We start from the raw sequence: 14,935 nt of genomic DNA, 5'->3' as shown, positions 1-14,935 counted from the left end.
TATGAAACAAGCTGTTATTGTTGCTGCAAAACGTACAGCCTTTGGAAAATATGGTGGTCGTCATATAGAACCAGCACAATTACTAACGCCTTTGTTTAAATATTTTCAAGAGAAATATCCTAATGCAATGTCACAAGTGGATGACGTTATACTAGGTAATGCAGTTGGAAATGGAGGGAATTTAGCTAGAAAATCATTACTTGAAGCAGGCCTAGATGAAACAATTCCAGGTGTAACGATTGATCGTCAATGTGGCTCAGGTCTTGAAGCTGTAATACAAGCTTGTAGAATGATACAAAGTCAAGCAGGGACTATTTATGTTGTAGGGGGTGTTGAGATTGTAAGTAGAGCACCTTGGAAGGTTAAACGACCTCAAAATGTCTATGAAACAGAATTTCCACACTTTTTTGAACGTGCCCCTTTTGCTCCAAAAGGACAAGATCCTTCAATGATTGAAGCAGATGAAAATGTTGCAACTAAATACAAAATCTCTAGGAAGATGCAAGATAACTTTGCCTACCGCAGTCATCGATTGTCTCTAAATGGTAATATTACCCAGGAAATTTTACCGGTTAAAGTTAAGGGTGAGTTATTTAGACAAGACGAAAGTATAAAGCCGAATCTTACTATTGATAAACTCAAGCGATTCAAACCACTTTTGACAAAGGGAACTGTAACTATTGGAAATTGTTGTATGAAAAATGATGGCGCAGTGTTACTTTTAATTATTGAACAAAATTTAGGATTTTATGAAGGCTTAAAGTTTATTAATAGTAGTAATGTTGGGGTGCAACCTAAATATTTAGGAATTGGTCCCGTTCCAGCTATCAATCAGCTGTTAGATAAAGAAAATTTAACGATCTCTGATATTGATTCCATAGAATTAAATGAAGCATTTAGTTAACAGGTCATAGCATGTCAGCAAGAATTAAAGATTCCTATAGATTGTTTAAATCGATGGGATGGCGCTATTGCGACCGGTCATCCTTATGGAGCTAGCGGTGCAGCACTTGTTACAAGATTATTTTATATGACAGAACATTTCAGAACAATTGCTACGATGGGTTATTGGCGGAGGTATGGGAAATGCTGCTTTATTTGAAAGATTGTAAAGAGGGTAGAACAATACGTTTTACTAATGACGAGGTACAAAATTCTTGTGAGTTATTTAATTTAGAATTTACAGGCAATGTACCTACATTGATGTGTGCAAAGTTATGGCCAGAGTTTAAAATTTATAATTCTTTTATAAATAATACAATTGTATTGGTAGAGACACAAATAAAGGAAATTCATAAATTAGCAACTAACTAGATTTATCAGGCGACCTTAAGCCAACTTTCAAAAAAGACAGTTAGAAATATAGTTAAATATACCTATCGTTTAGAAATAAATAAAGATGAAAATACATGCATAAATATAGATCAAACATTTATCATTAGCAAATGATTTGAATCCGCTTCACTATGATATAGTTCCGGGTCAATTAATTTGTGAAATCGTATTTGGTGAATTAAATGTACATTGGTCATAGTATAACATTAAATATCTCAAACCTGTTGGTATAGCTGATAATTTATATTTTTCATTTAAGTAAGAAGACCAAATTATAGTTTCAGAAGAGATAGAAGGGGTAAAATTAGTTATAACAAAAATATAGATAAAAAATTATAAATAATACTTTTTAACTCCCTATATTTTTATTAATGTAAGCAATTTCAAAAGTTGAGTTTAAATTTCTGTAAAATGAATAAACTTGAATTTTATAAATTAAATTAATATGAATTAATTTGACAAGTTTAATTAACGTCGTATAATTATGTAACATATCACAAGGGAGTGTTATGAACATGAATTTTGATAAAAATCAAATTAACATGGTAGACGGTAAAAAAGCGAAAAAAACCGTTGTAGCTACCGGTATCGGTAACGCCATGGAATGGTTTGACTTTGGTGTTTATGCGTATACAACAGCATACATAGGAGCGAATTTCTTCTCTCCAGTAGATAATCCACAAATACAACAGATATTTACCTTTGCAGCTTTAGCTATCGCGTTCTTATTAAGACCTATTGGTGGTATCGTTTTTGGTATTATCGGTGATAAATATGGACGTAAAGTTGTATTAACAACAACAATTATTCTAATGGCATTATCGACACTTACGATTGGCTTACTACCCAACTATGATACGATAGGAATTTGGGCGCCAGTGTTGTTATTGTTAGCTAGGGTATTACAAGGATTTTCTACTGGTGGTGAATATGCTGGAGCGATGACATATGTTGCTGAATCATCACCAGATAATAGACGTAATAGTCTAGGTAGTGGACTTGAAATTGGTACACTTTCTGGCTATATCACAGCTTCAATTATGATTGCTTTATTAAGTTTTTTCCTTACTCATGATCAAATGCAAGCATGGGGTTGGAGAATTCCATTTATTTTAGGACTATTCCTTGGATTATTTGGACTTTATTTACGACGTAAACTTGAAGAGTCACCAGTTTATGAAAATGATGTTGCCACTACACCTCAGAGAGATAATATAGGATTCTTTACTATTATCCGTTATTACTATAAAGATATTATTGTTTGTTTCATAGCAGTAGTCATCTTTAACGTTACCAATTATTCTGTAACGGCTTATTTACCAACTTACCTTGGTCAAATTGTAAAATTAGATGGAACGACAACAAGTGTATTAATTACATGTGTCATGACAGTAATGATACCACTTGCACTTATGTTTGGTAAGCTAGCTGATAAAATTGGTGAGAAAAAAGTGTTCTTATTTGGCGCAGGTGGACTTACACTTTTAAGTATCGTTGCATATAGTTTATTAAGTACGAAATCACTACCTTTGATTATTATTGGTGTCTTTATTTTAGGTTTCTTCTTATCAACATATGAAGCAACTATGCCTGGATCATTACCTACAATGTTCTATACTCATATTAGATACCGTACTTTATCTGTAACGTTTAACATATCTGTTTCGTTATTTGGCGGTACTACACCTTTGGTTGCTTCTTGGTTAGTAGAGTCAACAGGTAATATTTTAACGCCAGCATACTATTTAACTGCAATTAGTATTATAGGTTTTTTAGTTATTACACTCCTTCATGCAAGTACCTCAGGCAAGTCGCTCAAAGGTTCTTATCCTAATGTTGATAATGAAAAAGATAGAAAATATTATGAAGAACATCCTAAAAAAGCATTATGGTGGATTAAAGAAAGACAAGAAAAAGAAAATTTCTAAAAATGAATGAGTAAGCAATGAAACGATTAATCATTATTTAATAACATATAAAAACGCTAATGTTAACAATGCTCAAAGGTTCTCTCCGAGCTTCAAACGGATACTATGTTTGGTTAACATTAGCGTTTTTCATATTAAGGTGAGTGTTTTTTAGGGATGATTGAATGGCTTTTAAAGCTTTAAGAGTTAGGAGACAAAAAACTTTAAAAACTCATTATGTCAGGCAATCAGATAGAATACCAGTTCTGATTCTCAAATTCTCAATTAGACTTTTATGCATTGTCTAGGTGTAATAATGACGCTAACTGAACTAATAACTCAGTTGCATTTTATCAACGTCATTTTCTAGTAGAGAGCAATTTATAGATTTCATATTTGCTGAAGGTTTCATCACATTTAACTGTAATAGTCTTGAAAGTTTTAGTTATGATTTCATAAATGGGTGTTCCATTTTCTATATTTTGTTTGTAGATAATCATGTTGTCTATGACCTCCTTTATCTCTCTACACTAAACATAGTAAACGAAAAAATCATAAAAAACATGGGGCTATAGTATCAACTTTAAATACGACGATTATCGGACGTTCTTCTAAGACTTTATGTGTAGAGATTGAGAGGAGGCTTTTAAGGAATAAAATGTTAAACAGTTTTTTTAAATTGTAAAGTGTGTATAAAATAAATAGACCTCTATCATGCGATAGAGGTCTAGGATTCTTATTCTTTAGTTGAATGATTATAAAAGCGCAAGTTTTTATAGAAGAATGTAGCTGGGACAACTAATTTTGTCCCCACTTCCATCTCTTTATACTTCAGTAACGTCAACGTCGATGTGTTCGATGCGGTTATAAGCGCTATGATCAACGGGACCAACAAAGTCGTTCATTTTCCAACCATTTTTTATTGCTGATGCTACAAAAGCTTTTGCAGCTATTACTGCTTCTTTAGGGGTTTTGCCATTTGCTAAATAAGCAGTTGTTGCTGCAGCAAACGTACATCCTGCACCATGATTATAACTTTGTTGAAATATATCTGTAGTTAATTGATAAAAATGATTGCCATCATAATATAAGTCATAAGATTTATCTTGATCTAAAGCTTTACCACCTTTAATAATGACATGTGGTGTGCCTTTGTCGTAAATGATTTGAGCTGCTTTTTTCATATCTTCAATGGATGATAATTTTCCTAAACCGGAAAGTTGTCCAGCTTCAAACAAGTTTGGAGTGACAACTGTAGCTTTAGGTAATAGATATTTAATCATTGCGTCAGTATTTCCCGGATTAAGTACTTCATCTTCACCTTTACATACCATTACTGGATCGACTACGAAATAGTCTGCACCAGATGCTTCATACGCTTCTTGGGCACACTTAATAATTTCTTGAGTTCCTAACATACCAGTTTTAATCGCATCTGGGCCAATTGAAATTGCAGTTTTAAGTTGTTTTTCAAAGACATTCATATCTAAAGGTGTGACATCGTGTGACCAATGTTTCTTTATCCATAGTCACAATGGATGTTAATGCGACCATTCCATAGGTATCTAATTCTTGAAAGGTTTTAAGATCTGCTTGCATACCCGCACCGGCACTAGTATCAGAACCTGCAATAGTTAGTACTTTTTTTAATGCCATCATTCTTCACTCCCATTAATTTCTAATATACTCATCATCATACTACGTTTATTAGATCGGCTAAATCATTCAATGTTTTTACATTAAAATTACTATCGTCTAGAGCTATACAATAGAGAAGAAAATTTTAAATCGTGATTGATAGGAAGAAATGTCATATCATCTTTACACAGGTTTTCCTCAGTTAATTGAACTTTAAAGATTTGATTACTAAAATATGGCTTAATATAATAGCATCTTTCCTTACTTTCCATAACTAATTGATATTGGGTATAATGAGTTTCATTTGCATCAATGACTGCACCTTGAGGGATACTCACTGACTCTAATACTTTAAAACAATTTTGTAGGTTTTCTGCTTCTTTGTTCGAACTTTGAAGATGATGTCTTAAATACGTTGCTCTTACAAAGCGTTCCGTGGATGTGTAACCCCCAGGGAGCCCGTTTGTTCCAGCTTCACATCCCATAGATCGTACCAATACTTTGCCTACTAATTGATTTGTTGTTTTTTGAGGATGTAGAAAGGCATAATTTCTTAAATTTTCTATATGCCATTCTAGTTTCGGAGCATTTGATAGTACCTTTATATGATTATCTTTAACAATTAATAATCCATTGTGAGGTTCAACAGCAACTGTACGACCTGATTCATCAGTAATCATAAAATGAAGTGGCGGTACAATGTTTAAAGTTGTATTTTTCTCATTCATAATATTAACATTTTTAACTTTTTGTTTTAATTCGTCGATATTTTTAATAAATCCTAAAACCCAAACAATAAATTCTTCCGGCGCCAGATTAAAGCAACCATAGCGTCGATGAGAACTATAGGAAGCTTCACCAGTAAAGTAATGATTTGAGATTGCTAAGCCATGTTCATTAATACCGTCACCAAAACGATAACGTCCTACTTTCAAATTTGTGCCAACGAAACCATGTTCAAGACACATGTTTGATTCTAAATCAAATTGATAATGATAGTGACGAGGGACGACGGTCGGGATACCATTAAATTCAAATGAAAAATCCATCGTTCTCGCTAAATAATGATAGCTTTGTGTTGTAAAAAATGAAAAACCTGTGCACATAGTTATGACGCTCCTGAATTTAGTAAATCAATTATATTTAATAGTACTATAGTCAAAACAAAGCGAAATGTAAACCAATCAAGTATATAAGTTGACATTATAGTATTGTTCATTTTTATTTAAATATCTTTTAGATGTGGATATGTTAAAATATATCGAGAGGTGAATAAGAATGAAATGGTCAGAAGTTTTTCATGATATTAAGTCAAGACACGATTTTCAGGCAATGCATGACTTTTTAGAAAAAGAATATACGACACAAATTGTATATCCTGATCGTAAAAATATATATCAAGCATTTGATTTAACACCATTTGAAGACATTAAAGTAGTCATTCTTGGACAAGACCCTTACCATGGTCCTAATCAAGCACATGGCTTAGCTTTTTCAGTACAACCTAATGCTAAGTTTCCACCTTCTTTAAGAAATATGTATCAAGAACTTGAAAATGATATTGGTTGTCATAGAACATCTCCACATTTACAAGATTGGGCGAGAGAAGGTGTTTTATTGTTAAACACTGTGTTAACAGTACGTCAAGGACAAGCGCATTCTCATAGAGATATTGGATGGGAAACGTTTACTGATGAAGTGATAACTGCTGTTTCTAAGTATCGAGAGAATATAGTGTTTATTCTATGGGGTAGACCTGCTCAACAAAAAGAAAGACTGATTGATAATACTAAGCATTTTATTATCAAATCACCACATCCAAGCCCGTTATCAGCTTTTAGAGGATTTTTTGGATCTAAACCATATTCAAGAACAAATGAGTACTTGCAATCAAAAGGTAAAACGCCTATTCATTGGTGTGAAAGTTAGGTGATACGTTATGAACCAAGATAAAATTGTTCAATTCATTGAACGAGAGTTAGTGCAAGCTGAGGAAGCTCAAACAGATGCTGAATTTGAAAAGCATATGTATGCAATACATACACTAACGTCATTATTTAGTACCAATGTGAGTGCTATGACTAATCAATCGAATATGCCTGTGTCACATTTAAAAACACATGCCAGTAATGAATCAACACAGTCACGTACAAAGACTAATGATGTCTCTGTAGCAGAAATTAAAGCAATGGGTGGTAAAATACCAGCCTCAATGAAGAGGAAACATGATTCATCTTCAAATATAATGACAACAGATGACAACATCGGAAATGGTGAATCTATTTTTGATTTCTACACATAAAGGAGTACGGTTAAAATGATGAAAATTTTTATAATTCTAGGTGCGCTTAACACAATGATAGCTGTGGGAACAGGCGCATTTGGTGTGCATGTATTAGATGATAAATTATCACCAAAATACATGTCAGTTTGGGAAAAAGCTACGACATATCAGATGTATCACGGACTCGGTCTTTTAATGATTGGTCTAATTAGTGGGACTACTTCAATCGATGTAAGTTGGTCAGGATGGCTTATTTTCTTCGGTATTGTATTTTTCAGCGGTTCATTGTATATTTTAGCCCTAACTGAAATTCGCGTTTTAGGAGCGATTACTCCTATTGGAGGTATTTTATTTATCATTGGATGGTTGATGTTAATTATTGCAACTTTCAAATTTGCTGGTTAGATTCAGAAGTAATCTGAAATATTTTAGTTTAATTTTTTATAGAATTAAAAATAAGTCAATTTGAGTTAACAGACTCGCCTTTTAGGGTATACTATACTCTCGAGGTGAGTTTTATTTATGGAAAATAAAAACAAGAATGTAGATAGAGGGAACCTTAAGCAAAACCTTTCTGAGAAATTTGTATGGGCAATTGCCTATGGCTCATGTATCGGATGGGGCGCTTTTATTTTACCTGGAGACTGGATTAAACAATCGGGACCTATTGCATCTTCAATAGGTATCGTTATAGGTGCACTACTTATGATTTTAATTGCAGTGAGTTATGGAGCTTTAGTTGAAAAGTTTCCAGTTTCTGGTGGCGCATTTGCTTTTAGTTTTTTAAGTTTTGGAAGATATATTAGTTTCTTCTCATCGTGGTTTTTAACATTTGGTTATGTCTGTGTAGTAGCACTTAATGCAACAGCATTTAGTTTATTAATTAAATTTTTATTACCGAATGTATTAAATAATGGGAAGTTATATACGATTGCAGGTTGGGATGTTTACATAATTGAAATTATTATTGCTACAATATTATTATTAGTATTTATGTTTATCGCGATTAGAGGAGCTAATGTTTCCGGATCGTTACAATACCATTTCTGTGTAGCAATGGTTATTGTATTTATATTAATGTTTTTAGGCTCTTTCTTTGGTAGTAATTTTGATTTAAGCCATTTACAACCTTTAGCCAATGATAAAGCAGGATGGTTTAAATCTATCATTTTGATTGTTGCCATTGCGCCATGGGCTTACGTTGGTTTTGATAATATTCCTCAAACTGCCGAAGAGTTTAACTTTGCCCCTAATAAAACATTTAAATTAATTGTATATAGTTTACTCGCAGCATCACTAACATATGTTGTTATGTTACTTTACACTGGTTGGCTAGGCACACAAACGAAAAGTTTAAATGGTAACTTATGGTTAACAGGTGCTGTAACTCAAGAAGCTTTTGGCTATATTGGTCTTGCCGTGTTAGCTATTGCTATCATTATGGGGATTTTTACTGGGTTAAATGGATTCTTAATGAGTTCAAGTCGTTTACTATTTTCAATGGGACGGTCAGGCATCATGCCGACAGTATTTAGTAAGTTGCATTCTAGACATAAAACACCATATGTTGCGATTATATTTTTAGTAGCAGTAGCTCTGGTAGCACCATGGTTAGGAAGAACAGCACTAACATGGATTGTTAATACGTCATCTACAGGGGTGTCTATTGCATACTTTATTACATGTTTATCTGCGGTAAAATTATTTAGTTATGATAAACAAAGTAATACATACGCACCTATTTATAAGACATTCGCTATTGTTGGTTCAATTGTGTCATTTATTTTCTTAGGATTACTGCTTATTCCAGGCTCTCCTGCAGCACTTTCTGGGCCATCATATATCGCATTGGGTATATGGTTAATCATAGGTTTAATCTTCTTTATCATTCGTTATCCCAAACTTAAGAATATGGATAATGATGAATTAAGTCGATTAATTTTAAATCGTTCTGAAAGTGAAGTCCAATATATAATTGATGAACCGAGTAAATCTAAATAAATGATGTAAAAAACCAAAATAGATGTCTTAGATATTGAAATATCATACTCTTAGCATCATCTCTAAAAAGAGGCTGAGACAGCATGACCAAATAATAATAGCAGTAAGATGATTGCAATTAGGAATCTTCTTACTGCTACTTTTATATTCAATAATGAGTAGTGAATGGTTTCGCGTTCTTTGGGCGCTGTTTCAACCAGCTTTATGCTTGGGATTCATTTTTCAGGAATTGATGCGTCATACATAATCTATCTATCTCTAGTAATAAAATCAAAAGACTATTAAAAGATAGTATCCGAGATTAATGTGATGCATTTGAAGTTGTGAATCAAACTAGTTTATTGTTTTATAATCTTTTTCTTGTGCGAGTGCGATCGAATTCTGAAATAATGATTTTTGAAATTTGATCGGCAAACAATAATCCTAATGCAATGGCTCCGGCAATGAGAGTCACTTCAAGCATTGTATTAATTGCTTTACTAAAATGAAGTAAAACTAAATTTTTTGTCGCATCATAAGCGAGGCCACCAGGTACTAGGGGGATAATGCCAGTTACCATAAAGATGATAACTGGTTCTTTCATACGTCTTGCCATATAATGACTGAGTAAACCTAAAGCTAAGCTACCAAAAAAGCTAGAATAAATTGTATGAATCTCTAAACCATCAAGGAATAGAATATAAATCATCCAACCACATGCACCAACAAAACCACATGATAGATAAAGTCTTCTAGGTGCATCGAATATCACACAGAAAAAGAGTGAAGCAAGAAAACTAAATAAAAAATTGAATAACCAAAACATTTTACTGCACTCCTAGACCAAAATTAATATAGAACTTACGCCTGCACCAATCCCAAAAGCAGTCACTAAAGCTTCTAAAGATTTTGTTGTAAACATTAACATATGACCGCCAAATAAATCTTGAATGGCATTTGTAATTAATACGCCAGGTACAATCGGCATGACAGCTGCGATAATAATAGTTGCCAAATCACCACTAGGTACTAGAGAATGCCCCCATACTGAAATCATACCAATGACTAAAGAGCCGATAAATTCAGGAATAAATTGGGCATGCAATTTACGATCTAGTATTTCGACAACAAGGTATCCAATACTGCCTGCTAATACTGCAGTTATTACATCTACTAGATGTCCGCCTTGTAAATATAAAAAGCTAATTGCAATGATTGTTGCAGCAATACCTTTAAAGGGAAGACTGCTGTCTCTCTTTGCTACATATATGTCTTCTAACTTTCTCTTAGCTTCTTCAAGACTTATAGTGCCATGAGTAATTTGACGTGAAATTTCATTAGCCTGAGAAATTTTAATTAAATTAGTATCACGTGTTTTTATTCTATACAAGCGAGGATATGATTCGTTGTGTAAAACGGATTCAATCACAGTGTTAGTTACAAAACTATTACTTTCTGGATAGCCTAACTTTGTCGCAATACGTGACATGGTATCTTCTACTCGTGTGCCCTCAGCACCGGACTCTAATAATATTCGTGCTGCAAGCATGACAACATCTTTAATGAGACTTTCATAAGTCCCTTCATTTGAATCAATACGCATTATATCACCAATTTTTTTAAATTAAGAATTAATAATTATTATAGTAGAAGTCTTTCGAAATCTCTACTGATATTGGTCAGCATCTTCGTTTTAAAAAGTTATTAAATTAGAAAAAGGGAGTATTCCATATTTTAATAATTTCAAATAAAAAAGGTTAATTTTTATATATTATGAAAAATAAACTTATTAAATGTATATTTACACTAATGAAATGTTTCAAATATTTCAAAATGGTTAAAGTAATATTAGTTAACGATTACAAGGAATATATTGAGTAGCGACTGTATATTCTATGAGGTTAACTTAATACGTAGTAGTGATAAAAGTTCTCCCAAGGATACTACTAAGAAACATACTTCGAAGTAACCGAAGTGTGTTTTCTTTTTGAAAAATTTATTATAAATTGATTTAGACACTAAATTTGTTGCTAAAAAACCCTACAATTGATTATTGTAGGGTTCAAAGCTCATAGATTAAATTTTAAATACTAAAAAACTCTTTGAAATCATCAACATTTAATATATGACCGATGTAGAAACTACCAAACTCACCATAACGAGCGGTAGTTTCATCAAAACGCATTTCATACACAATTTTCTTGAATTGTAAAACATCGTCAGAAAATAGTGTTACACCCCATTCAAAATCATCAAATCCAATTGATCCAGTAATAAATTGTTTGATTTTACCTGCATATTTACGACCAATCATTCCGTGATTATACATTAATTTTTTACGGTCTTCGATAGGTAACATATACCAGTTATACGTCTCATTTCGACGTTTGTCCATTGGATAGAAACAAATGTATTCAGAATGAGGAAGTTCAGGGTATAATCGGGCTTTAATATGAGGATTTTCATAAGGATTCTCATCTGATTTACCTGTTAAATAGTTACTTAATTCGATGACTGAAACATAAGAATAAGTCGGAATGAGATAATCCGCAATACGTAATTTATTAAAATCATTCTCGATTTTATTAAGTTCTTTCATTTCTGGGCGTAAGAACCATAAAAGAAGATCTGCTTTTTGACCAGTAATATTATATATTGCGTGATCACCAGTATGTGATTCTCTAACATGTGTTCTATCATTGATAAATGATTCTAATTCAGAAATCATAGATTCACGTTCATCTTCTGAAACTAGTCGGAAAGTTGTCCAATCTATTGCATAAAATAAATGTAAACTATACCAACCATCTAAAGTTTCTGCTACTTCACTCATATTTATCGCTCCTTATATTTCGTTTCTTATTTTAATTCACATTAAATTTTATCATAAACAATCCTTAAACTTCTAAGTAAATGTTTACAAATGAGTGAAATGGAATTCTACTATAAAATAGCGTATAATTTCATATGTAAACGTTATTATAAATGTATATTGAGGAGGATATTATGGCTGATTTATTAAATGTTCTACAGGACAAATTATCCGGAAAAAATGTAAAAATTGTATTACCTGAAGGTGAGGATGAAAGAGTATTAACTGCGGCTACGCAATTACAAAATACTGACTATATAGCACCTATTGTCTTAGGTAATAAAGACAAAATTAAATCATTAGCGACAGAGAATTCTCTAGATTTAGCTCAAATTGAAATTATTGATCCATCTACAAGTGAACTAAAGACTAAACTTATTGACTCATTTGTTGAACGTCGTAAGGGTAAAGCGACGAAAGAACAGGCTGTTGAATTATTAAACAATGTTAACTACTTTGGTACGATGCTTGTTTATACTGGGAAAGCTGCTGGTTTAGTAAGTGGTGCTGCTCACTCTACTGGTGATACAGTACGTCCTGCATTACAAATTATTAAAACAAAACCTGGTGTTTCAAGAACATCCGGTATCTTCTTTATGATTAAAGGAGATGAACAATACATCTTTGGAGATTGCGCCATCAATCCAGAATTAGATGTTCAAGGTTTAGCTGAGATTGCAGTAGAAAGCGCTAAATCTGCTCAAAGTTTTGGAATGGATCCTAAAGTAGCCATGCTTAGCTTTTCTACCAAAGGTTCAGCTAAGGCAGATGATGTGACTAAGGTGCAAGATGCATTGAAATTAGCTCAAGATAAAGTTGAAGCAGATCATTTAGATAATGTTGTTATTGATGGTGAATTCCAATTTGATGCGGCTATTGTTCCTAGTGCAGCTGAAAAGAAAGCTCCAGGTGCAAAAATTCAAGGTGATGCCAATGTATTCGTCTTCCCAAGTTTAGAAGCGGGGAATATTGGTTATAAAATTGCACAACGTTTAGGTGGATATGATGCTGTAGGTCCAGTGCTTCAAGGATTAAATTCACCTGTAAATGATTTATCACGTGGTTGCTCAACTGAAGATGTTTATAACTTATCTATTATTACAGCTGCTCAATCTCTTCAATAATGGATTTAGCAAGTAAATATTTTAATCAGATTCATTGGCGTTACGTTGACCATACCAATGGTTTAGAACCCATGCAATCCTTTGCATTCGACGATACGTTCTCGGAAAGTGTTGGTAAAGATTTATCTTGTAATGTTGTTAGGACTTGGATTCATCAACATACAGTCATTCTAGGTATTCATGACTCACGTTTGCCTTTGCTAAGTGAGGGAATTCGTTATCTTACGGATGAAGCAGGCTATAATGCCATCGTAAGGAATTCTGGTGGTCTTGGAGTAGTGTTAGATCAAGGTGTATTAAATATTTCACTTATATTTAAGGGACAAACTGAAACGACAATTGATGAAGCATTTACAGTGATGTACTTATTAATTTGTAAAATGTTCGAAGATGAGGATGTTAACATTGATACTCATGAAATTGAACATTCATATTGTCCTGGGAAATTTGATTTAAGCATTAACGGTAAGAAGTTTGCTGGTATCTCTCAAAGACGTGTACGTGGTGGTATCGCAGTGCAAATTTATTTATGTGTGGAAGGTTCAGGTTCTGACCGTGCGTTAATGATGCGTGAATTTTATTACCGTGCGCTTCAAGGACAAACGACAAAGTTTCACTATCCTGATATTCATCCATCTTGCATGGCGTCACTAGAAACATTATTAAATAGAGAGATAAAAGTTCATGATGTAATGTTCCTTTTGTTATATGCTCTAAAGGATTTAGGAGCAGATTTAAATATGGATCCAATAACAGAAGATGAATGGTCACGTTATGAAGGATATTTTGAGAAAATGATTGACCGTAATGCTAAAATGAATGAAAAATTGAGTTTTTAATACATTTTTTGAAATAGATGAGTCACATCTAATAGTATTTGAGGCATAAAGTTTTTAGACTAGTGAAAAAAGGCAGTTTCTATTGAAAAGATATAGAAATTGTCTTTTTCATTATTTATTATTTCTATTATGTTCAGCTCGTTGAACTACTATTTTTCTTATATTAAGTGTCATTAATACAAACCCAAGTTCTCTTTTGACTTTATTTATACCTCAAACTCACACTCGAGTGAAACCCAAAACAGCCTTCATAAATTTTTGTTTGATTGTAGATATTTTTTGTTTCTGGTTTAGAAAGTTTTTGATTAATTTAGGCTTTGAAATATCCCTATTAAAAAGAGGAGTTTCATGAAAAAGATTAGTTTATCAATTGTTGGCACAGTATTATTAACGTCTTTGAGTTCTTCACTTTTAGGAAATGTAACACATGTGCAAACGGATAAGAAAGATAAATTGAAACAATCCTAAACAAATCCTAATGCAAGTAAAAGAATACCAAACAAAGATATTCTTAGAACAGATAATAATTATTGAATAAGAAAATTAAAAGTAATGATGACGATGTGTATTCAATAGACGATGCTACTTTATACAAAAAGGTGAGAGATAAGAACCAAAAAAGATCCTAAGATGGATAGCATGTTAGAAAATAGATTTGAAGGCAAAGGCGGCAAAACTAAATATGTTGTACATAAAAATGGAACAGTCACTATTTATTAAAAAATGGGCTTCTCACGTTAGCTCAGGTAATTTAAGTGCTCTTGTTGTTGTTTTTGGAGGACCAGTAACTGTACTGTTAACATTAATTATATCTGGAATGTAAAGAGGTAAATTTCTTAAAGGATACGTTAAGATACATGTTTTCATGTCTCCTACTCCAATTGTTACAAGTGTTAAACCTCAATAATTATATTAGTAAATACATAATTACTAAAAAGTCAATAACTGATATAAGC

General features: G+C 32.7%; 13 protein-coding genes and 4 pseudogenes. 9 read left to right on the top strand and 8 right to left on the bottom strand.

Annotated elements, in window-relative coordinates:
- Position 1: 1 nt before the first annotated feature.
- From DYE57_RS10265 to DYE57_RS10255, 3 genes and pseudogenes are all read left to right on the top strand, one after another.
- Positions 2-1,112 (top strand): annotated as a pseudogene (locus tag DYE57_RS10265) (acetyl-CoA C-acyltransferase).
- Entirely contained in the window at positions 1,087-1,314 is a 228-nt protein-coding gene (locus tag DYE57_RS12490; protein ID WP_238394167.1) for a hypothetical protein, read from the top strand. The pseudogene DYE57_RS10265 and the gene DYE57_RS12490 overlap by 26 nt, the downstream one beginning before the upstream one ends.
- Before the next feature lie 536 nt (positions 1,315-1,850).
- Positions 1,851-3,263 carry an MFS transporter gene (locus tag DYE57_RS10255; protein ID WP_115313930.1) on the top strand — a complete coding sequence of 471 codons (1,413 nt, stop codon included), beginning with the start codon at positions 1,851-1,853 and terminating at the stop codon, positions 3,261-3,263.
- Between the two features lie 310 nt (positions 3,264-3,573).
- Here the strand turns inward: DYE57_RS10255 and vraX are convergent.
- From vraX to DYE57_RS10245, 3 genes and pseudogenes are all read right to left on the bottom strand, one after another.
- Positions 3,574-3,742: pseudogene (gene vraX, locus DYE57_RS11895) on the bottom strand (C1q-binding complement inhibitor VraX).
- A gap of 324 nt (positions 3,743-4,066) precedes the next feature.
- Positions 4,067-4,898, bottom strand: a pseudogene (gene thiD / locus DYE57_RS10250) (bifunctional hydroxymethylpyrimidine kinase/phosphomethylpyrimidine kinase).
- Positions 4,899-4,990: 92 nt separating this feature from the next.
- Positions 4,991-5,986, bottom strand: a complete 996-nt coding sequence (locus tag DYE57_RS10245; RefSeq protein ID WP_115313929.1) for a choloylglycine hydrolase family protein — start codon at positions 5,984-5,986, stop codon at positions 4,991-4,993.
- A gap of 172 nt (positions 5,987-6,158) precedes the next feature.
- On the opposite strand from DYE57_RS10245, the gene DYE57_RS10240 reads away from it, so the two are divergent.
- From DYE57_RS10240 to DYE57_RS10225, 4 genes are all read left to right on the top strand, one after another.
- The gene (locus DYE57_RS10240; protein ID WP_115313928.1) at positions 6,159-6,809 is read left to right on the top strand and encodes a uracil-DNA glycosylase; all 651 of its coding nucleotides are present in this window, start codon (positions 6,159-6,161) and stop codon (positions 6,807-6,809) included.
- Positions 6,810-6,819: 10 nt separating this feature from the next.
- Positions 6,820-7,182, top strand: coding sequence for a DUF5327 family protein (locus DYE57_RS10235; RefSeq protein ID WP_115313927.1), 363 nt, complete (start codon positions 6,820-6,822; stop codon positions 7,180-7,182).
- A gap of 18 nt (positions 7,183-7,200) precedes the next feature.
- On the top strand, positions 7,201-7,569 hold the full coding sequence (locus tag DYE57_RS10230) for a DUF423 domain-containing protein (RefSeq protein ID WP_115314144.1): 369 nt from the start codon (positions 7,201-7,203) through the stop codon (positions 7,567-7,569).
- A 117-nt stretch (positions 7,570-7,686) separates the two neighbouring features.
- Positions 7,687-9,165, top strand: coding sequence for an APC family permease (locus tag DYE57_RS10225; protein WP_115313926.1), 1,479 nt, complete (start codon positions 7,687-7,689; stop codon positions 9,163-9,165).
- Positions 9,166-9,511: 346 nt separating this feature from the next.
- Here DYE57_RS10225 and DYE57_RS10220 read toward each other — a convergent pair whose 3' ends face one another.
- The 3 genes from DYE57_RS10220 to hemQ form a co-directional block, all read right to left on the bottom strand.
- Positions 9,512-9,970 (bottom strand): threonine/serine exporter family protein, encoded by a 459-nt coding sequence (locus DYE57_RS10220; RefSeq protein WP_115313925.1) that lies wholly within the window; start codon positions 9,968-9,970, stop codon positions 9,512-9,514.
- A gap of 12 nt (positions 9,971-9,982) precedes the next feature.
- Positions 9,983-10,747, bottom strand: a complete 765-nt coding sequence (locus tag DYE57_RS10215) for a threonine/serine exporter family protein (RefSeq protein ID WP_115313924.1) — start codon at positions 10,745-10,747, stop codon at positions 9,983-9,985.
- A 480-nt stretch (positions 10,748-11,227) separates the two neighbouring features.
- Positions 11,228-11,977, bottom strand: a complete 750-nt coding sequence (hemQ, locus tag DYE57_RS10210) for a hydrogen peroxide-dependent heme synthase (RefSeq protein ID WP_115313923.1) — start codon at positions 11,975-11,977, stop codon at positions 11,228-11,230.
- A 173-nt stretch (positions 11,978-12,150) separates the two neighbouring features.
- On the opposite strand from hemQ, the gene pta reads away from it, so the two are divergent.
- Positions 12,151-13,140: a phosphate acetyltransferase gene (gene pta, locus DYE57_RS10205; RefSeq protein WP_115313922.1), complete on the top strand. Its 990-nt coding sequence runs from the start codon at positions 12,151-12,153 to the stop codon at positions 13,138-13,140.
- Entirely contained in the window at positions 13,140-13,979 is an 840-nt protein-coding gene (locus tag DYE57_RS10200) for a lipoate--protein ligase family protein (RefSeq protein ID WP_115313921.1), read from the top strand. The genes pta and DYE57_RS10200 overlap by 1 nt, the downstream gene beginning before the upstream one ends.
- A gap of 59 nt (positions 13,980-14,038) precedes the next feature.
- Here DYE57_RS10200 and DYE57_RS10195 read toward each other — a convergent pair.
- Positions 14,039-14,289, bottom strand: a pseudogene (locus DYE57_RS10195) (IS5/IS1182 family transposase); the annotation flags it as partial.
- A gap of 422 nt (positions 14,290-14,711) precedes the next feature.
- Positions 14,712-14,846, bottom strand: coding sequence for a hypothetical protein (locus DYE57_RS12630; RefSeq protein WP_256728385.1), 135 nt, complete (start codon positions 14,844-14,846; stop codon positions 14,712-14,714).
- Positions 14,847-14,935: the final 89 nt, after the last annotated feature.

Origin of the sequence: Staphylococcus saccharolyticus (assembly GCF_900458815.1) — a bacterium.
Lineage (GTDB): Bacteria > Bacillota > Bacilli > Staphylococcales > Staphylococcaceae > Staphylococcus > Staphylococcus saccharolyticus.
The sequence above is the reverse complement of the archived record's forward strand: the minus strand, read 5'-3'. Positions and strand labels throughout refer to the sequence as shown.

Bases quoted from the DNA above. Each gene is read 5' to 3' on its own strand.
- DYE57_RS12490 (WP_238394167.1), top strand. From the start codon at position 1,087: ATGCTGCTTTATTTGAAAGATTGTAAAGAGGGTAGAACAATACGTTTT.
- DYE57_RS10255 (WP_115313930.1), top strand. From the start codon at position 1,851: ATGAATTTTGATAAAAATCAAATTAACATGGTAGACGGTAAAAAAGCG.
- DYE57_RS10245 (WP_115313929.1), bottom strand. From the start codon at position 5,986: ATGTGCACAGGTTTTTCATTTTTTACAACACAAAGCTATCATTATTTA.
- DYE57_RS10240 (WP_115313928.1), top strand. From the start codon at position 6,159: ATGAAATGGTCAGAAGTTTTTCATGATATTAAGTCAAGACACGATTTT.
- DYE57_RS10235 (WP_115313927.1), top strand. From the start codon at position 6,820: ATGAACCAAGATAAAATTGTTCAATTCATTGAACGAGAGTTAGTGCAA.
- DYE57_RS10230 (WP_115314144.1), top strand. From the start codon at position 7,201: ATGAAAATTTTTATAATTCTAGGTGCGCTTAACACAATGATAGCTGTG.
- DYE57_RS10225 (WP_115313926.1), top strand. From the start codon at position 7,687: ATGGAAAATAAAAACAAGAATGTAGATAGAGGGAACCTTAAGCAAAAC.
- DYE57_RS10220 (WP_115313925.1), bottom strand. From the start codon at position 9,970: ATGTTTTGGTTATTCAATTTTTTATTTAGTTTTCTTGCTTCACTCTTT.
- DYE57_RS10215 (WP_115313924.1), bottom strand. From the start codon at position 10,747: ATGCGTATTGATTCAAATGAAGGGACTTATGAAAGTCTCATTAAAGAT.
- hemQ (WP_115313923.1), bottom strand. From the start codon at position 11,977: ATGAGTGAAGTAGCAGAAACTTTAGATGGTTGGTATAGTTTACATTTA.
- pta (WP_115313922.1), top strand. From the start codon at position 12,151: ATGGCTGATTTATTAAATGTTCTACAGGACAAATTATCCGGAAAAAAT.
- DYE57_RS10200 (WP_115313921.1), top strand. From the start codon at position 13,140: ATGGATTTAGCAAGTAAATATTTTAATCAGATTCATTGGCGTTACGTT.
- DYE57_RS12630 (WP_256728385.1), bottom strand. From the start codon at position 14,846: ATGAAAACATGTATCTTAACGTATCCTTTAAGAAATTTACCTCTTTAC.